Source organism: Phenylobacterium sp. SCN 70-31 (assembly GCF_001724605.1).
Classification (GTDB): Bacteria; Pseudomonadota; Alphaproteobacteria; order Caulobacterales; family Caulobacteraceae; genus Phenylobacterium.
In genome coordinates, this window is the sequence record NZ_MEEX01000006.1 from 111,898 (window position 1) to 127,841 (window position 15,944).

Here is a 15,944-nt window from a genome sequence, read left to right on the forward strand (position 1 = left end):
CCGAACTCAGCTTAAGCCGATCGCGACGTTTTCGCGACAGGCGCGTGGATCAGCGCGACAACTCCCTCATCGCCTTTTCCAGCCCGTCGATGGTCAGCGGGAACATCCGGTCGCCGACGAGCTGCTTCATGACACCAATCGAGGGGGTGTAGTCCCAGTGCCGCTCAGCGGTGGGGTTCAACCACACCATGCGCTCGTAGATCTGGGCCACGCGATCCATCCAGATGGCGCCGGCCTCCTCGTTCCAGTGCTCGACCGAGCCGCCCGGATAGGTGATCTCGTACGGGCTCATGGTGGCGTCGCCGACGAAGATGACTTTGTAGTCGTGCGGGAACTTGTGGAGCACGTCCCAGGTGTTGATCTTCTCGGCGTGCCGACGCCGGTTGTCCTTCCACACGCTCTCGTAGAGGCAGTTGTGGAAGTAGTAGAACTCCATGTTCTTGAATTCCGAGCGGGCGGCGCTGAACAGCTCCTCGCAGACCTTGATGTGGCTGTCCATCGAGCCGCCGATGTCGAAGAAGATCAGAACGCTGATCTTGTTTCGCCGTTCGGGGCGCAGGTTGATGTCGAGATAGCCCTTCTCGGCCGTGCCCTTGATGGTCGCGCCCATGTCGAGTTCTTCGGCCGAGCCCTCGCGCACCCATTTGCGCAGGCGGCGCAGAGCGACCTTGATGTTGCGCGTGCCGAGTTCGACCTGATCGTCCAGGTTCTTGTACTCGCGCTTGTCCCAGACCTTCACGGCGCGTCCGTGGCGGCCCTTTTCCTGGCCGATCCGCACGCCCTCGGGATGATAGCCGCCCGCGCCGAAGGGCGAAGTCCCGTTCGTGCCGATGGCGCGGTTGCCGCCTTCGTGACGCTCCTTCTGCTCGCGCATGCGTTCCTGCAACGCGTCCATGAGCTTGTCGAAGCCGCCCATGGCCTCGATCTGGGCCTTCTCCTCGTCGGTGAGGAAACGGTCGGACAGACGCTTGAGCCACTCGGCCGGGATGTCGTGGGCGATCTCGTCGCTCACGTTCTCCAGGCCCTTGAAGACATGGCCGAAGACGCGGTCGAACTTGTCGAGGTTCTTCTCGTCCTTCACCAGGGCGGTGCGCGACAGATAGTAGAAGTCGTCGACCGTCCGATCGATGACCTGCTTGTCCATCGCCTCCATGAGGGCGAGGTATTCCTTGAGCGTCACGGGCAACTTGGCTTCGCGGAGCTCGGTGAAGAAGCGCATGAACATCGGGGAAGGCCCCTCGGGTGTCGAACGGTCGTTTGAACCCGAGGATGGGGGTTGCGATCCCCGATGTCCAGTGTGTCGGGTCAGCCGCGTTCGCTGTCCAGGGACCCCATCAGGGCGCTCGGATACCGGTCCCCCGCAGCCGCTCCCTTCGGAACCGCACGCTCCAGGGCGCTCAGCGCGTCCGCCGACAGAGGCCGTTCCATCGCGCCCAGCGCTTCGGTCAGCCGGTCGCGGCGACGCGCGCCGACCAGCGGGACGATGTCGTCGCCCTGGGCCGCCACCCAGGCGATGGCCGCCTGCGCCGGCGTCAGGCCCATCTGAGCCGCCGCCGTCCGGAGGGCTTCGGTGAGGGCCAGATTCGTCGCCAGGGCGTCGCCCTGGAACCGCGGGCTGAAGGCGCGGATGTCGCGACCGCCGTCTGGCGCCGTCATGTGGCCGCCGATGAGCCCGCGGGCGAGCACGCCATAGGCCGTCACCCCGATGCCCAGTTCGCGCAAGGTGGCCAGGATCCCGTCCTCGATCCCGCGCGAGATCAGCGAGTATTCGATCTGGAGGTCGGCGATGGGATGCACGGCCGCCGCGCGCCGGATCGTTTCGGAGCCCACTTCCGACAGCCCGATGTGGCGGACGTAGCCCGCCCGGACCATGTCGGCGATGGCGCCGATAGTGTCCTCGATGGGCACGGTCGGGTCGAGACGGGACGGGCGGTAGATGTCGATATGGTCCACGCCCAGGCGGCGCAGAGTGTAGGACAGAGCGGTCTTCACCGCCGCGGGTCGCGCGTCGTAGCCCAGCCAGCCGCCGTCGGGCCCGCGCTGGGCGCCGAACTTGACGCTGAGGACCAGCCGGTCGCGGTCGTGGCGCTTCAGGGCCTCGCCGATCAGCATCTCGTTGTGGCCCATCCCGTAGAAGTCGCCGGTGTCGATCAGGGTGATCCCGGCTTCGACGGCTGCATCGAGGGTGGCCAGGCTCTCGGCCCGGTCGGCGTCGCCGTACATGTCGGACATGCCCATGGCGCCCAGACCGACGGCCGAGACGATGGGGCCGGTGTTTCCAAGCCTGCGGGTCTGCATGGTGGGTCTCCTTCGTTGGATGACCCCAATCTGGGGCTGCACATTCTCCGAGATAATCGGCATTGTCTCGCGCGCACTGTGCGGAAAAACGAACAATGGACCGGCCGGACCTCTACGCGCTCGACAGCTTCGCCGCCGTCGCCCGACATCGCAACTTCCGCCGCGCCGCCATCGAGCGGGGCGTTTCGGCGTCGACGCTGAGCCAGGCCGTCCGGGAACTGGAGTCCCGCATGGGCGTCCGCCTGCTGAATCGCACCACCCGCAGTGTGGCGCTGACCGACGCCGGCGCAGCCCTGCTGGCGCGCTTGCAGCCCGCCTTGTTCGAGATCGGCGAGGCCGTCGCCGCGGCCCGCGCGGCCCAGGCGGAGCCGCAGGGCGCCCTGCGCATCAATGCGCCCGAGCCGGCCGTCGAACTGGTGCTGGCGCCGCTGGTGGCCGACTTCCTCGCCACTTATCCGGCCGTCCGCCTGGAGGTAACCAGCGAGACCCGTTTCGTCGATATCGTGGCCGGCGGATACGACGCCGGCGTGCGCTGGGGTGAAAGCCTCGCGCAGGACATGATCGCCGTCCCGCTCGGCCCGCCGCAGCGGTTCGTGGTCGCCGCGGCGCCTTCGCTGATCGCCCGCGTCGGCGCCCCGCAGCATCCTCGCGACCTCATGGACCGTCCATGCCTTCGCGTTCGCTTTCCCAGCGGCGCCGAACCGGCCTGGGAGTTCGAGCGCGATGGCGAGGCGGTGCAGATCACGCCGGCGGCCCGACTGGTGAGCGGCAATGTCCACATGCTGCTAAGGGCGGCGATCGACGGGACCGGCTTTGTCCCCACCTTCGACGGCTACGCCCGACCGCACCTGGAGTCCGGGGCGTTGGTGGAGGTGCTGGCCGACTGGTCGGAGACCTTTCCCGGCCCCTACCTGTATTACCCCAGTCGACGGACCATGCCCTCGCCCCTGCGGGCCTTTGTGGACTTCGTGCAGGCGCGCCGGAGGCGGTGAAGGATGTCAGGCGCCTGCGGACTCGACCGCCTTGAGCTTGCGCCAGACGGTCATCCGCGAGACGCCCAGGCGCCGGGCGATCTCGACAGGGCCGACACCGGCCCGCTGGAGGGCGAAGATCTCGTGGGTCGCCGCGGCGGGGCGTCGCCGGCGCGTCGCCGGTTCCAGGTCGGCCACGGCCGCGACGACCGCTCTCAGGGCCGTTCCCGATGCGCCGACGCTCGACAGTTCCGGCTCGACGACGAACAGGCTGGCCGCACGGGCGTCGAGCCGTTCGATAGCCTCGAGCAGCCCGCGACCGGTCAAGCCCAGACGATCCAGGCGGCGCACCACGAGTTGGTCGCCCGCACCGATGAAGTCGAGGATGGTGTTGAGCGTCTGCCCCGCAGCGCCCGGCTCCTCGGCGCGGACCACCTGGCAGCCGGCCGCCTTGAGAAGCGCCGTGTCCTCTTGGGCCGTCGGGTCCCGAAGCCGAACGTAGCCGATCCGCAACATTCCCCCGTCCGTTCGAGTCCGTACGCCGAATGACATGAGGGTCCCAAATGGTCGGGCCTTCGCCAAGACGCGCCCGCGTTAAATCTCGGCAATGATCGACCGTTCGTCGCGCCGATTCAGGCGGGATTGTGTCGGTCTCGCTCGGTCTGCGCGCCGGGTCGGGCAAAACTCTCCGCGGGTCGCCTCAGGATGAACTCCAGGTCCACCGTCGCGCCGACGTGGAAGCCGTACTCGCCGACCTTGTGGAAGCCCTGGCGTTCGTAGAACCGCCGGGCGCCGAAGTTCTCGGACCAGACCCCGATCCACACGGTCCGGGGCCCCGCCGACTGAAGCCATTCCATCACCTCGGCGAAGAGGCGGCCCCCCAGGCCGCTCCCCTGAGCGCCCTTCAGGAAGTAGATTCGCTTCAGCTCGCCGCAGGCGGATGTGACCTCGGGGTGGGGCAGGCCGCAGGGCCCGGCCTGGGCGTAGCCTATCGCCTCACCACCCTGCTCCATGATCCAGGCGGCCTGGGCGGGATCAATCAGATCGAGACGGGTGCGCCCCGGATCGTAGGCCTGGGCCAGGAAGGCGGCGAGGTCCTCGGGGGGATAGAGGTGGGCGAAGGTTTCGCGAAAGGTGCGTGCGCCGAGCGTGGCCAGGAGGGGGGCGTCGGTTTCGCCCGCCCGGCGGATCACGGCGCCGCTCGCCGCGGGGCGTGCGGCGGGCGCGGGATTTGGGTTAGGATGCGCCATGGCTGTTGCGCTCTACACCCAAGCCGACATGTTCGACCACCGTCCCGGGGAGCGTCATCCCGAGCGGCCCGAACGACTGGCGGCCGTGCTGGACAGCCTGGAGGACGCGGGTCTGGACCTCGCGCCGCATCAGGCGCCCCTGGTCGACGGCGCCGACCTCCTGCGCGTGCACGATGCGGCCTACCTGGCCGAGATCGCCCGGCTGGCCCCACGGGAGGGGCGAGCGCATCTCGACCCCGACACCAGTATGTCGCCAGGTAGTCTGACGGCGGCCCGGCGAGCCGCGGGCGCGGTGGCCCAGGCCGTGCGCGACGTGGCCGCCGGGCGGGTCGGGCGGGCGTTCTGCGCCGTGCGGCCGCCGGGGCATCATGCCGAGCCGGGGGCTTCCATGGGCTTCTGCATCTATTCCAACGTGGCCGTTGCGGCCCACGTGGCCCGCGCCGAGGGATTCGAGCGCGTCGCTGTGGTCGATTTCGACATCCACCACGGCAACGGCACCCAGTCGGCGCTGGGCGGACGGCCGGGGATGTTCTTCGCTTCGATCCAGTCCTGGCCCATGTGGCCGGGCACGGGGCATCCGTCCGAGGCGGCTCCGGACAACATCGCCAACGCCGTCTCGCTCGAGGGCGCGCCGGTCGGGGTGTGGCGCGCGGCCTTCGAGCGCCTGATGGATCGGGTGGACGCGTTCGCGCCCGACCTGATTCTGGTGTCGGCGGGTTTCGACGCCCATCGTCTCGACCCCGTGGGCGGCGGCGGGCAGAGCCTGGAGGCCGAGGATTTCGCCTGGGCCACCCGCGCCATCGCCTCGGTGGCCGATCGCCACGCCAAGGGCCGGGTTGTGTCGTCGCTCGAGGGCGGATACGACCTCGAAGCTCTGGGTCGTTCGGCCCTGGCCCACGTCCGGGCGCTGGGTGAAGGTTGAAGGACGAAGCGCGGGTGCGTTCTCGGAAGCGATGGACAGCGGTCTGACGACGCGGCCCCACGGCGACGCCGACGCGAGCCCTGGCGCGATCATCCTCGCCCGGCATGGCGAGCCTGCGCTGTCGCGCAAGGTGCGGCTGACGGCCGCCGGCTATCGTGAGTTCTGGGCCCGATACGAAGTGGGCGGGATCGTGCCGGGCCAGGCGCCGCCCGACCGACTGCGCCGGTTCGTGGCGGAATGCGGGGTGATCGTGTCGTCCACGCGCCTGCGCGCCATCGAGAGCGCGAGGACCCTGGTCGGCGAGCAGGTGTTCGACCACCACGACGTCCTGATCGAGGCGCCGCTGCCGCCGCCGAATTTCCCGTCGTGGATCAAGCTGTCGCCGCGGATCTGGGGATTCGTCGCGCGGCTGTGGTGGTGGTATTTCGACCACCACGAAGGACAGGAGACCCGCGCCGAGGCCGAAGCCCGCGCCGACCGGGCGGCGGCGTTGCTCATCGGACTGGCGTCGGGGGGCGGAAACGTGGTGGTCCTGGCGCACGGCTTCTTCAACCACCTGGTCGGGCGCGCGCTGAAGCGCCGCGGCTGGCGGCTGGCCGAGAGCGAAGGCTACAAATACTGGTCCATGCGCCGCTTCGAGCGGGGCTGATCCCGGGAATACAGTCGTGGACATGCCGGTGGATTCCGTTCCGGCGGACGGCTAGAGAGACGGCATGTCCGAGCCCGCCGACATCGCCGCCATGTCCTTCGAGCAGGCGCTCTCCGAGCTGGAGCAGATCGTGGCGCGCCTGGAATCGGGTCAGGCGCCGCTGGAGGATTCCATCCGCATGTACGAGCGGGGCGCGGCGCTGAAAGCCCATTGCGAGGGCCGACTGGAGGCCGCGCGGCTGCGCGTCGAGCAGATCGTGCAGCGCGCCGGCGGGGCTATCGCGGCCGAACCCGCGGAGTTCGGATGACGGACCTTCCGCGCCGCGTCGACGAGGCGGCCGACCTCGTCACGGTCGCGCTGGACGAGCTGCTGCCCCGCGCCGACGGGCCGGAGAGCCGGCTGACCGAGGCCATGCGCTACGCGGCCTTGGGGCCGGGCAAGCGCCTGCGCACCTATTTCGCCCTGGAGACGGGCCGGATGTTGGGGGTGGACGAAACCTATGTGCTTCGCGCCGCCTGCGCTCTGGAGTGCATCCACGCCTACAGCCTGGTGCACGACGATCTGCCGTGCATGGACGACGACGACATGCGCCGGGGCCATCCCACCGTTCATGTGGCCTATGACGAAATGACGGCCGTGCTGGCGGGCGACGCCCTTCAATCGGCGGCATTCGAGATCCTGGCGCATCCCGACACCCATCCCGACGGCGCGGTCCGCGCCGAACTGGTGGCGCGCCTGGCCGGGGCCGCCGGCGCGCGGGGCATGGTGGGCGGCCAGATGATCGACATGCTGGGCGTGCGCGAGGACCTGGGCGGCGTCGCCCGGATGCAGCGGCTCAAGACCGGAGCCCTGATCGCCTGCGCCTTCGAATTGCCGCTTGTGATGGCCCACGCTCAGGACGCTGAGCGCCACGCGCTGCTGGCCTTCGCCCACGACCTGGGGCTGGCGTACCAGATCGTGGACGACCTGCTCGACGCCGAGGGCGACGCCGCCGCGATGGGCAAGGCGGCCGGCAAGGACGCTGCGGCGGGGAAGACCACGTTCGTGACGCTGCTGGGCGTCGAAGCGGCCCGCGAGCGGCTGGGCCTGCTCAAGACCCAGACGAAATCTCACCTGGATCCGTTCGGACCCCGGGCCGAATTCCTGCGGGACAGCGTCGATTTCGTGCTAGAGCGCCGACACTAGATCGTTCGCGCCTTCCCGCGGCGAGCCGGCGTCGATCCCGCCCGCAGCGCAACCGCCCGAAGCGCGCCAGTCCAAGGATTCCGCCGCGTTGCCGCCCGTCACGCCCCTGCTCGACACCGTTGCGTCGCCCGCCGACACCCGCGACTTCACGATCCCCCAACTCCGGCAACTCGCCGACGAACTGCGGGCCGAGACGATCGACGCTGTGTCGCAGACGGGCGGCCACCTGGGCGCCGGCCTGGGCGTTGTCGAGCTGACGGTGGCGCTGCATCACGTCTACGAGACGCCCAGGGACATCCTGATCTGGGACGTGGGCCACCAGGCCTATCCGCACAAGATCCTGACCGGGCGGCGCGACCGCATCCGCACCCTGCGCCAGGGCGGCGGTCTGTCGGGCTTCACCAAGCGGTCCGAGAGCGACTACGACCCCTTCGGCGCGGCCCACGCCGCCACCTCGATCAGCGCCGCGCTGGGCTTTGCGGCCGCCCGCGACGCGGAAGGCCGGGACAACAAGGTGGTGGCCGTCATCGGCGACGGCTCGATGAGCGCCGGCATGGCCTACGAGGCCATGAACAACGCCGGGTCCACGAAGCAGCTCACCGTCATCCTGAACGACAACGACATGTCGATCGCCCCGCCGGTGGGCGGGATGAGCGCCTATTTCGCCCGGCTGGTCTCGGGCGGCGGGTACCAGAGCCTGCGCAACCTGGGCAAGTCGGTGGCCAAGGCCTTCCCGCGCCCGATGCGCGAGGCCGCCCGCAAGGCCGAGGAGTACGCCCGCGGCATGGTCACGGGCGGGACGTTCTTCGAGGAGCTGGGCTTCTACTACGTCGGCCCCATCGACGGGCACGACATGGACGCCCTGGTGCACGTGCTGCAGAACGCCCGCCGGATCGACGACAAGCCGGTGCTGGTCCATGTGGTGACCCACAAGGGCAAGGGCTATGCGCCGGCCGAGAACGCGGCCGACAAGTACCACGGCGTGGTCAAGTTCGACGTGGTGACGGGCCAGCAGGCCAAGAGCCAGGGCGGCGCGCCGCAGTATACGAAGGTCTTCGCCCAGGAGCTCATCAAGCACGCGGAGCTCGATCCGAAGATCGTGGCGATCACCGCGGCCATGCCCTCGGGCACGGGGCTGGACCTGTTCGGCGAGCGGTTTCCCGAGCGCACCTTCGACGTCGGCATCGCCGAGCAGCATGCGGTGACGTTCGCCGCCGGCCTGGCCGCCGATGGGATGAAGCCGTTCTGCGCGCTCTATTCCACCTTCCTCCAGCGGGGCTACGACCAGGTGGTCCACGACGTGGCGATCCAGGGGCTGCCGGTCCGCTTCGCCGTCGACCGCGCGGGGCTGGTGGGCGCGGACGGCGCCACCCACGCGGGGTCGTTCGACGTCGGATACCTGGGCGCCCTGCCGGGCATGGTGGTGATGGCGCCGTCCGACGAGGCCGAGCTGGCCCAGGCGGTCGCCACGGCCGTGGCCCTCGACGACCGCCCCTCGGCGTTCCGCTATCCGCGCGGCGAGGGCGTCGGCGTGCAGATCCCGACGCTGGCCGCGCCGTTCGAAGTCGGCAAGGGTCGTATCGTGCGCGAGGGGACGGCGGTGGCCATCCTGTCGTTCGGGACCCGGCTGGCCGAGTCGCTGAAGGCCGCCGACATGCTGGCCGCGCGCGGGCTCTCGGCCACGGTCGCCGACGCCCGCTTCGCCAAGCCGCTCGACATCGACCTGATCCTGCGGCTGGCGCGCGAACACGAGGCGCTGGTCACGGTGGAGGAGGGCGCGGTGGGTGGCTTCGGCGCCTTCGTCCTGCACGCCCTGGCCGAGCACGGGGCGCTGGACCGCGGCCTGCGGGTCCGGACCCTGACCCTGCCCGACATCTTCCAGGACCACGACAAGCCCGACGTCATGTACGCCCAGGCGGGCCTGGACGCCGAGGGGATCGTGCGTGGGGCGCTGTCGGCCCTGGGGGTCGATAACCTCTCGGCCAAGGGGCGGCGGGCCTGATCCCGGCCGAGCCGGACCATTCCCGGATCTGCGCGGTCTCTGGACAGCCGAGCCCGTGTTCCGCGCACGGCGCCGGTATTCTCACGCCGTAGCGCGGCGGGACCTTCTCTCGGGAAACGGCCGGCGTACCGATCGAGCGAACACGAGTCGCTCGAGGTTTCCCATGGATCCGGGCCGTCAGGCTCCCACGCGCCGCCAGTTGCTGAACGCCATCGGACTGATGGGCGGTACGGCCGCCGTCTACCAGCTCATGACCACCTTCGGCCACGCGGCCGAGACCCGCTTTCCGGGGCCGCCCGATCTGTCGGGCTCGCGCAAGGGACAGTCGGTGATCGTTCTGGGCGCCGGTCTCGCCGGCATGCTGGCGGCCTATGAACTCGACAAGGCCGGCTACAGGGTCCGCATCCTGGAGTTCCAGGATCGCGCAGGCGGACGCAACTGGTCGCTGCGTGGCGGAGACCGCTACACCGAACTGGGCGGGCCGACCCAGAACGTGGCCTTCGCCAAGGGCAACTATTTCAATCCGGGCCCCTGGCGCATCCCGCACCATCACCGGACGCTCCTGTACTACTGCAAGAAATTCGGCGTGGCGCTGGAGCCGTTCATCCAGTTCAACCACAACGCCTACGTCCATTCGACCGACGCCTTCGGCGGCGCCCCCCAGCGGTTCCGTGCGCTGGCGGCGGACTTCGAGGGCAATGTCGCCGAACTCCTGGGCAAGGCCATCGACCAGAAGGCGCTGGACACCCGGCTGACGCCCGAGGACCTGGATCTGCTCAGGGAGGCGCTGCGCGGCTGGGGGATGCTCGACCGGGACATGCGCTACGTGAAGGGCGACCGGTCCTCCAGCCATCGCGGCTTTCTTCTGCCTCCCGGCGGCGGGGTGAACGGGACGCCGAAACCCTCGGACCTGTTCGCTTTCGACGAGGTCCTGAAGTCGCGGGTCTGGGCCAACATGGCGTTCTTCATGAACGACGAGTTCCAGACCACCATGTTCCAGCCGGTGGGCGGCATGGACATGATCGGCAAGGGGTTCGCCCGGCAGGTTGGACGCCTGATCACCTATAACGCCAAGGTCACCCGCCTGATGCAGGGCGCGGGCGGCGTGACGGTGACCTACGCCGACGCAAAGAGCGGCAAGGTCGGTACGGCCGAGGCGGACTTCTGCGTCTGCACCATTCCCCTGACCGTGCTCAGTCAGATCGAGACGAACCTGTCGGAGAAGAAGCAGGCGGCGATCCAGGCGGTCCCCTACAGCCCGGGGGTTAAGGTCGCGCTGGAGATGCGGCGGCGCTTCTGGGAGGAGGACTACGCCATCTACGGCGGCCACTCGTTCACCAACCAGGAGATCGGACTGGTCTCATATCCCAACGACCGTCTGCTGAGCGACGGCCCGGCGGTGCTGCTGGGCGCCTTTGCGAACGGCCCGGGCGGATTGCACCTGGGCGGGATGACCCCGGATGAGCGGATCGAGGCGGCGCTGGAGCAGGGCTCGGTCTTCCATCCCGACAGCTATCGCAAGGAGTTCCTGAGCGGAGCGTCCGTCTCCTGGAGCCGCGTGCCGTGGGCGATGGGATGCTGCGCCCGCTGGAACGAGGACACCCGACGCGAGCACTATCAGAGCCTCGTCTCCCTGGAGGACCGCGTCGTGCTGGCGGGCGAGCACGCGTCGTACGTCGGGTGCTGGATGGAGGGTTCGCTCCTCTCGGCCATCGACGCCATCACCCGTCTCCACAAGCGTGCGCAGGAGGCCTGACCATGAAGACGCTACATCTCGCGGCGTACGCCGCCGTGCTCTCGATGCTGGCCGCCGCGCCGGTGGGCGCCGACGAGCCCGGACCGGGGGGCTCCCGCCCGCCCGTGGCCAAGACCGGGGCCGACGTCTACCGGATGTACTGTCAGGCCTGCCACATGGCCGACGCCAAGGGCGCGGTCGGCGCCGCAGCCTTTCCGCCGCTGGCGGACAATCCCCGTATGGGGACCACGGCCTACGCCATCTATGTGATCCAGGAAGGGAAGGGAGGGATGCCGCCCTTCAAGGCCATGCTGTCGCGGGATCAGACGGCGGCGGTGGTGGCCTATCTGCGAACCCATTTCGGCAACAGCTACGCCGAGCCGGTGACGGCGACCGACGTGCCGCCCTGATCCTGCTTCTACCTGCCGCGAGGCGGTCCGCGCGACGGGCTAGATCTCGATGACGGTCAAGCCCAGCTTCCGCGCCTCCCGCGCCATGACCTGATCGAACGTGAGCAGCGGCGCGCCGATCCGCTGCGCGATCACGACATGCAGCGCATCGGGCGTCCTCAGGGTTGTGTCGAGAGATCGCAGCATGCGTTCTGCGGCGCGGATGTCGGCCGAGGCGACCTCGATCCGCTCGGCGGCGCTTGCGGCCCAGCCATCGATGCCCGCCAGCGCCGTCCTTGCGTCCTCCCTGGACAGCACCCGCATGCGAACGCCCCGCGAAATCGCCGAAACCGCCTCGGCGATCGTCCAGTCGCTGAGAACGGAGGCCTCCGACCCCGTGCCGACGAACATTCGGGCGCGATCGGAGAATTCGTCACGAACGAACAGCGAAACGAGCGCGCTGGCGTCGAAATAGGCAGTCAATAGCTCTCGTCGCGCATCTGCCGGACCAGCTCGACCGCGCCCGGATAGTCCTTTCCGGGCTCAACCCGATGCGCATCCAGCCAGTCGAGGTCGGCCTGGGTGACCTTCCCGCGCGTCGGCCGAACGGGCCTTATCTCGGCCACCGGCACGCCGTGGCGCGTGATCACCACGTCTTCGCCCTTCGCCGCACGGGCGATCAGGTCCGACAGCTTGTTCTTGGCTTCCGCGACGCTGTGATGACTCATGGGCGAAATATAGCTATCAGATGGCCATTCTGTCCATGTTGTCGGACTTGCCGGGTCGGCGCAGCCGGGAACTCAACCGCCGCAGAGCGCCAGGAAGCGGGCGCTGAGGCGGTGGGGCGCGGCTGGGAAGCGCTCGGGGCGGTCCAGCCCGATCGAGACGGCTCCGGTGCGCCCGAAGCGGGCCAAGACGTCGGAGGCTGCGGGCGTCTCGGCGCGGTGGACCTCGCCGAACAGGTCATCGGCCTCGGTCCGCACGGGGAGGTCCACCCGCGCCGGGCCGGACGCCAGGACCAGCCGCCGGGGCGGGCGTTCGGCGGCCCCGAAGACGAGGAGGTCCACCTGCCCCGAGCCCCGTCGGCATTCCAGAGCGACGGCGAGATGGTCGCTCTCGCGCACCCCGTAGACAAGGGCGGGACGGTCGGCCTCGTTCAGGATCCAGGTCATGCCGTCGACTTCCGGACTCCCGAGGGCCGCCGGGTGCGCGCAGGCGGCCAGGGCCAGGGGGACGATCAGGCAAAGGGCGGCCGGGCGGCGCATGAGGTCTCTCCCGAAGGGGCCGGAAGCAGAGAACGCCATGGTCGCCCGTGCGATCCCGGCTCAGAACGGCGAGAAGCGTTCCAGCAGCGACTGGCCGGCGGGGGTCTTCTGGACGCGGCTGATGTCGCCACGGCCGCCGTAGCTGATGCGGGCCTCGGCGATCTGGGTGTGGCGGATGGTGTTGGCCGAGGAGATGTCCGTAGGCCGCACGATGCCGGCGACGGTGAGCTGGCGCAGATCGGTGTTGGTGCGCACCTCCTGGGTGCCCTGGATCACCATGTTGCCGTTGGGGAGGATGCCCGTGACCACCGCGGCGATCGTGAGGCTGATCTTTTCCGAGCGACTGACGGCACCCGCGCCGGCGTTCGAGGTGTTCGAGCGGGTCTCGATGGCGTTGGCCGGGTCGAACTCGCCGGGCAGCAGGCGGCCCAGGCTGGATTCCAGGCCCAGCAGGTGCGGCACGCCGGCGTTCATGCCCGAGGAGCGGGAACTGGAGGTGGCGTTGGTGGTCTTGGCGCTGTCGTCGATGTCGATCTGGACGGTCAGGATGTCGCCCACCCGGCTGGCGCGCTGGTCGTTGAAGAAGGCGCGGGCGCCGACGCGCCACAGCGAATTGGCGCCGGCGGCCTGGGGCAGGGGCTCGCGGGCCGAGGCCAGCGGCAGCACGTTCTGGTCGCGCGGGACCAGGGCGGCGGGATAGCCGACGGGCGCGAGTTCCGGCCCCTTCACGGCTTCCGAGACCGTCGAGCAGGCGGCGAGCGGGGCGAGGGCGACGAGGGTGAGAAGACGCAGACGCATGGCGAGGGCTTCCTTCAACGGAGCGCGTAACGGGAAGAGCGGGCGAGCTTCAGCTCATCCGCCTGGGGGCCGACCGCGGCCTGACCGGGTCCGGTGACCACGGCCTGGACAGTCTTCTTCGACGTGACGTTCTGCACGTTGATGGTCTCGCCGACGCCGCCGCCGGCCAGGGCCTTGGCCTGGAGAGCGAGGGAGACGCCGCCGTTGTCGTAGGTCAGGGTTACGATCTCGTTGGCCTTGACCACCTGGGGCGCCGAGACGTCGCGGGCGGTCACGACGGCTCCGGCCCGCAGGGGACGCCGGGCGGCCAGACCGATCACCGCCTCCGGCTCGCCGGGGCTGTCGGCGGGGGCGATGGCGGACTTGCCCCAGACGAGGTCGGCGGGCTGAACGACCTCGCCGGCCGAGAGACTCCGCGCCCAGGTGAGGACGTCCACGTTCCCGCGGGCGGCCACGGCGCCGGCCGTCGGTCCGGAGGCGGCGCCGGCCGCGGGGCCGCGCACGACGATCTGGCGCAGGCCCTGGGCGTTCGCCCAGTCCAGTCCCGCGCGCGCGGCGGCCAGACGGACCGCCTGGGCGCTGAGCATCACCGTGGCCATCGGGCGCGAGGCGATGGGGATCGAGCCCGCGGCGCCGGCGCCGTCGAAGATCTCGCCCAGGGTGACGACGCCGTCGGCGTCCACGATGTCGGCCTTGAGGGTGACCGGCGTCGCGGCGAGCGCGGGGGCGCCCAGCGTGGTGGTGAGGAGGGCGGCGAGGAAAGCGGCGAACTTCATGGCTCAGCTCTTCACCTGGTTGGCGGTGGCCAGCATGTCGTCGGCTGTGGAGATGACCTTGGAGTTCATCTCGTAGGCGCGCTGGGCGACGATCAGGGCGGTGATCTCGGCCACGGCGTCGACGTTGGAAGCCTCGGTGTAGCCCTGGGTCAGGGTGCCGATGCCGACCGAACCGGGCGTGCCGTTGGTGGGCGCGCCCGACGCGGCGGTCTCGCGGAAGAGATTGCCGCCCATGGCGGCGAGCCCCCCCTCGTTGACGAAGGTGGCCAGTTCGATCACCCCGACCACGTTCGGCGCGGTCTGCCCGGCCTGGATCACCTCGACCTGACCGTTCTTGGAGACCGAGACCTGGATCGCGTCGGCTGGGATCGTGATCGCCGGCTCGATCTGGTAGCCGTCCTGGGTGACAAGCTGGCCCTGGTCGTTGACCGAGAAGTTGCCGGCGCGCGTGAAGGCGATCTCGCCCGAGGGCGTCAGCACCTGGAAGAAGCCGCGGCCGTCGATGGCCAGGTCGTAGGGGTTGTCGGTGCGGGTCAGAGAGCCCTGCATGCCGACGCGGTACACGGCTCCGGCCTTGACGCCCGCGCCCACCTGGACGCCGGTGGGCACGATGGTGCCCTGGTCGGATGACTGCGTCCCGGCGGCGGCGAGCGTCTGATAGAGGAGATCCTGGAACTCGGCGCGCTGGCGCTTGAACGCCACCGTGTTCATGTTGGCGATGTTGTTCGAGATGACCTCGACGTTCAACTGCTGGGCCGCCATGCCGGTGGCGGCGGTGCGGAGCGCTTGCATCGGTCGTTACCTTCCTATTGCACTTTGCCCAGGCGCTCGACGGCGCGGCGCGAGAGCTCGGATTCGGAGTCCATCATCCTGGCGGTCCGTTCGTAGGCGCGGGACACCTCGACCATCCGGGTGATTTCGAGCACCGGGCGGACGTTGGAGCCTTCGATGTGGCCCTGACGGACCCGGGCCTCTAGCGAGGGATTGGCGGCCAGGTTGGAGGTGTTGCGGAAGAGGTTGTCGCCGGCTTTCTCAAGGGCTCCGGGGTTGGCGAACTCGAACACGCCCACCTTGCCGACGCGCTCGTTCCCCTGGCTCATGGTCCCGTCGGGACCGATCGCGACCTCGCCGCGCTCCATGTCGATCTGGATTTCGCCGCCGCCCTCGTCGAGGACGGGCAGGCCGGCCTGGGTCGTCAGGCGGCCGGTCGGATCGACCGTGAAACGGCCGTCGCGAGTGAAGCGGGGGCCGTCCGGGCTCTGGATCTGGAAGAAGCCCTTGCCCTCGATGGCCATGTCGAACGTGGCGCCGGTCTTGGTCAGCACGCCCTGACCGAAGTCGCGGGCCACGCCGTCGGGGGCCACGAACTTGACCGGCCGTGGGCCGCCCAGCGTCATGGCGGGAGCCCCGGGCTCGGTGCGCTGCATCATGGACTCCACCTTGAAGCCGGTGGTGTCCATGTTCGCGATGTTGTTCGCGATGATGTCCATCTCGCGACGGAGGATCATCTGGTGCGAAAGGCCTACGAAGACGGCGTTGTCCATTAACGGGGACCCAGGTGGTGGTGCGACGTTCCGCCCATCCTGGTTGCAAGCTTCGGGCCAACCGAAGAATTCAATAAAATCAGTAAATAAGAAGGTTAACGCCTGCCCGGCGGCGAAAATTGCCGGGCAGGAATCGAGCCCGTTAAGAACCGTTAAAAAC

The 15,944-nt window shown here is 69.4% G+C and carries 19 protein-coding genes; 8 read left to right on the plus strand and 11 right to left on the minus strand.

From position 1 onward, the window contains the following. Nucleotides 1–49: 49 nt before the first annotated feature. Complete coding sequence (locus tag ABS78_RS05880) at nucleotides 50–1,225, minus strand: VWA domain-containing protein (RefSeq protein WP_293376008.1); 1,176 nt, start codon at nucleotides 1,223–1,225, stop codon at nucleotides 50–52. Between the two features lie 80 nt (nucleotides 1,226–1,305). Further along, nucleotides 1,306–2,298: an aldo/keto reductase gene (locus tag ABS78_RS05885; RefSeq protein WP_293376010.1), complete on the minus strand. Its 993-nt coding sequence runs from the start codon at nucleotides 2,296–2,298 to the stop codon at nucleotides 1,306–1,308. A gap of 95 nt (nucleotides 2,299–2,393) precedes the next feature. Here ABS78_RS05885 and ABS78_RS05890 point away from each other — a divergent pair, with 95 nt between their 5' ends. Continuing rightward, nucleotides 2,394–3,290 (plus strand): LysR family transcriptional regulator, encoded by an 897-nt coding sequence (locus ABS78_RS05890; protein ID WP_293376012.1) that lies wholly within the window; start codon nucleotides 2,394–2,396, stop codon nucleotides 3,288–3,290. A 6-nt stretch (nucleotides 3,291–3,296) separates the two neighbouring features. Here the strand turns inward: ABS78_RS05890 and ABS78_RS05895 are convergent, their stop codons facing one another. Continuing rightward, nucleotides 3,297–3,785 (minus strand): recombinase family protein, encoded by a 489-nt coding sequence (locus ABS78_RS05895; protein ID WP_293376014.1) that lies wholly within the window; start codon nucleotides 3,783–3,785, stop codon nucleotides 3,297–3,299. Between the two features lie 116 nt (nucleotides 3,786–3,901). Next, entirely contained in the window at nucleotides 3,902–4,519 is a 618-nt protein-coding gene (locus ABS78_RS05900; RefSeq protein WP_293376016.1) for a GNAT family N-acetyltransferase, read from the minus strand. On the opposite strand from ABS78_RS05900, the gene ABS78_RS05905 reads away from it, so the two are divergent. The 7 genes from ABS78_RS05905 (at nucleotide 4,518) to ABS78_RS05935 (ending at nucleotide 11,422) form a co-directional block, all read left to right on the plus strand. Further along, a complete protein-coding gene (locus tag ABS78_RS05905; protein WP_293376018.1) occupies nucleotides 4,518–5,441 on the plus strand; it encodes a histone deacetylase family protein in 924 nt (307 codons plus the stop codon). The two genes, ABS78_RS05900 and ABS78_RS05905, sit on opposite strands and share 2 nt — an antisense overlap. 31 nt (nucleotides 5,442–5,472) lie before the next feature. Beyond that, nucleotides 5,473–6,090, plus strand: a complete 618-nt coding sequence (locus tag ABS78_RS05910) for a histidine phosphatase family protein (RefSeq protein WP_293376020.1) — start codon at nucleotides 5,473–5,475, stop codon at nucleotides 6,088–6,090. 64 nt (nucleotides 6,091–6,154) lie between these two features. Next, a complete protein-coding gene (locus tag ABS78_RS05915; protein WP_293376022.1) occupies nucleotides 6,155–6,397 on the plus strand; it encodes an exodeoxyribonuclease VII small subunit in 243 nt (80 codons plus the stop codon). Then, nucleotides 6,394–7,275, plus strand: a complete 882-nt coding sequence (locus ABS78_RS05920) for a polyprenyl synthetase family protein (protein WP_293376024.1) — start codon at nucleotides 6,394–6,396, stop codon at nucleotides 7,273–7,275. Before ABS78_RS05915 ends, ABS78_RS05920 begins: the two co-directional genes overlap by 4 nt. 88 nt (nucleotides 7,276–7,363) lie before the next feature. Beyond that, a complete protein-coding gene (gene dxs, locus ABS78_RS05925; protein ID WP_293376026.1) occupies nucleotides 7,364–9,277 on the plus strand; it encodes a 1-deoxy-D-xylulose-5-phosphate synthase in 1,914 nt (637 codons plus the stop codon). 163 nt (nucleotides 9,278–9,440) lie between these two features. Further along, complete coding sequence (locus ABS78_RS05930) at nucleotides 9,441–11,033, plus strand: flavin monoamine oxidase family protein (RefSeq protein ID WP_293376028.1); 1,593 nt, start codon at nucleotides 9,441–9,443, stop codon at nucleotides 11,031–11,033. A 2-nt stretch (nucleotides 11,034–11,035) separates the two neighbouring features. Next, the gene (locus ABS78_RS05935; RefSeq protein ID WP_293376030.1) at nucleotides 11,036–11,422 is read left to right on the plus strand and encodes a cytochrome c; all 387 of its coding nucleotides are present in this window, start codon (nucleotides 11,036–11,038) and stop codon (nucleotides 11,420–11,422) included. Between the two features lie 39 nt (nucleotides 11,423–11,461). On the opposite strand, the gene ABS78_RS05940 is transcribed toward ABS78_RS05935, so the two are convergent. From ABS78_RS05940 to flgF, 7 genes are all read right to left on the minus strand, one after another. Then, complete coding sequence (locus tag ABS78_RS05940) at nucleotides 11,462–11,884, minus strand: type II toxin-antitoxin system VapC family toxin (protein ID WP_293376032.1); 423 nt, start codon at nucleotides 11,882–11,884, stop codon at nucleotides 11,462–11,464. After that, nucleotides 11,881–12,129, minus strand: a complete 249-nt coding sequence (locus tag ABS78_RS05945) for a type II toxin-antitoxin system prevent-host-death family antitoxin (RefSeq protein ID WP_293376034.1) — start codon at nucleotides 12,127–12,129, stop codon at nucleotides 11,881–11,883. The genes ABS78_RS05940 and ABS78_RS05945 overlap by 4 nt, the downstream gene beginning before the upstream one ends. Nucleotides 12,130–12,201: 72 nt before the next feature. Then, complete coding sequence (locus tag ABS78_RS05950) at nucleotides 12,202–12,666, minus strand: hypothetical protein (RefSeq protein ID WP_293376036.1); 465 nt, start codon at nucleotides 12,664–12,666, stop codon at nucleotides 12,202–12,204. A 60-nt stretch (nucleotides 12,667–12,726) separates the two neighbouring features. Next, a complete protein-coding gene (gene flgH, locus ABS78_RS05955) occupies nucleotides 12,727–13,464 on the minus strand; it encodes a flagellar basal body L-ring protein FlgH (protein WP_293376038.1) in 738 nt (245 codons plus the stop codon). 14 nt (nucleotides 13,465–13,478) lie between these two features. Then, nucleotides 13,479–14,240 carry a flagellar basal body P-ring formation chaperone FlgA gene (flgA, locus tag ABS78_RS05960; protein ID WP_293376040.1) on the minus strand — a complete coding sequence of 254 codons (762 nt, stop codon included), beginning with the start codon at nucleotides 14,238–14,240 and terminating at the stop codon, nucleotides 13,479–13,481. A 3-nt stretch (nucleotides 14,241–14,243) separates the two neighbouring features. Next, complete coding sequence (gene flgG / locus ABS78_RS05965) at nucleotides 14,244–15,032, minus strand: flagellar basal-body rod protein FlgG (RefSeq protein ID WP_293376042.1); 789 nt, start codon at nucleotides 15,030–15,032, stop codon at nucleotides 14,244–14,246. Nucleotides 15,033–15,046: 14 nt separating this feature from the next. Continuing rightward, nucleotides 15,047–15,784, minus strand: coding sequence for a flagellar basal-body rod protein FlgF (gene flgF, locus ABS78_RS05970; protein WP_293376044.1), 738 nt, complete (start codon nucleotides 15,782–15,784; stop codon nucleotides 15,047–15,049). Nucleotides 15,785–15,944: the final 160 nt, after the last annotated feature.

What these genes read in the sequence shown, in the direction of transcription:
- flgF (WP_293376044.1), bottom strand. Translation starts at nt 15,784, where the DNA reads ATGGACAACGCCGTCTTCGTAGGCCTTTCGCACCAGATGATCCTCCGT.
- ABS78_RS05915 (WP_293376022.1), top strand. Translation starts at nt 6,155, where the DNA reads ATGTCCGAGCCCGCCGACATCGCCGCCATGTCCTTCGAGCAGGCGCTC.
- ABS78_RS05910 (WP_293376020.1), top strand. Translation starts at nt 5,473, where the DNA reads ATGGACAGCGGTCTGACGACGCGGCCCCACGGCGACGCCGACGCGAGC.
- ABS78_RS05905 (WP_293376018.1), top strand. Translation starts at nt 4,518, where the DNA reads ATGGCTGTTGCGCTCTACACCCAAGCCGACATGTTCGACCACCGTCCC.
- flgH (WP_293376038.1), bottom strand. Translation starts at nt 13,464, where the DNA reads ATGCGTCTGCGTCTTCTCACCCTCGTCGCCCTCGCCCCGCTCGCCGCC.
- ABS78_RS05935 (WP_293376030.1), top strand. Translation starts at nt 11,036, where the DNA reads ATGAAGACGCTACATCTCGCGGCGTACGCCGCCGTGCTCTCGATGCTG.
- ABS78_RS05890 (WP_293376012.1), top strand. Translation starts at nt 2,394, where the DNA reads ATGGACCGGCCGGACCTCTACGCGCTCGACAGCTTCGCCGCCGTCGCC.
- flgA (WP_293376040.1), bottom strand. Translation starts at nt 14,240, where the DNA reads ATGAAGTTCGCCGCTTTCCTCGCCGCCCTCCTCACCACCACGCTGGGC.
- ABS78_RS05920 (WP_293376024.1), top strand. Translation starts at nt 6,394, where the DNA reads ATGACGGACCTTCCGCGCCGCGTCGACGAGGCGGCCGACCTCGTCACG.
- ABS78_RS05945 (WP_293376034.1), bottom strand. Translation starts at nt 12,129, where the DNA reads ATGAGTCATCACAGCGTCGCGGAAGCCAAGAACAAGCTGTCGGACCTG.
- ABS78_RS05930 (WP_293376028.1), top strand. Translation starts at nt 9,441, where the DNA reads ATGGATCCGGGCCGTCAGGCTCCCACGCGCCGCCAGTTGCTGAACGCC.
- ABS78_RS05950 (WP_293376036.1), bottom strand. Translation starts at nt 12,666, where the DNA reads ATGCGCCGCCCGGCCGCCCTTTGCCTGATCGTCCCCCTGGCCCTGGCC.
- flgG (WP_293376042.1), bottom strand. Translation starts at nt 15,032, where the DNA reads ATGCAAGCGCTCCGCACCGCCGCCACCGGCATGGCGGCCCAGCAGTTG.
- ABS78_RS05885 (WP_293376010.1), bottom strand. Translation starts at nt 2,298, where the DNA reads ATGCAGACCCGCAGGCTTGGAAACACCGGCCCCATCGTCTCGGCCGTC.
- ABS78_RS05900 (WP_293376016.1), bottom strand. Translation starts at nt 4,519, where the DNA reads ATGGCGCATCCTAACCCAAATCCCGCGCCCGCCGCACGCCCCGCGGCG.
- ABS78_RS05880 (WP_293376008.1), bottom strand. Translation starts at nt 1,225, where the DNA reads ATGTTCATGCGCTTCTTCACCGAGCTCCGCGAAGCCAAGTTGCCCGTG.
- ABS78_RS05895 (WP_293376014.1), bottom strand. Translation starts at nt 3,785, where the DNA reads ATGTTGCGGATCGGCTACGTTCGGCTTCGGGACCCGACGGCCCAAGAG.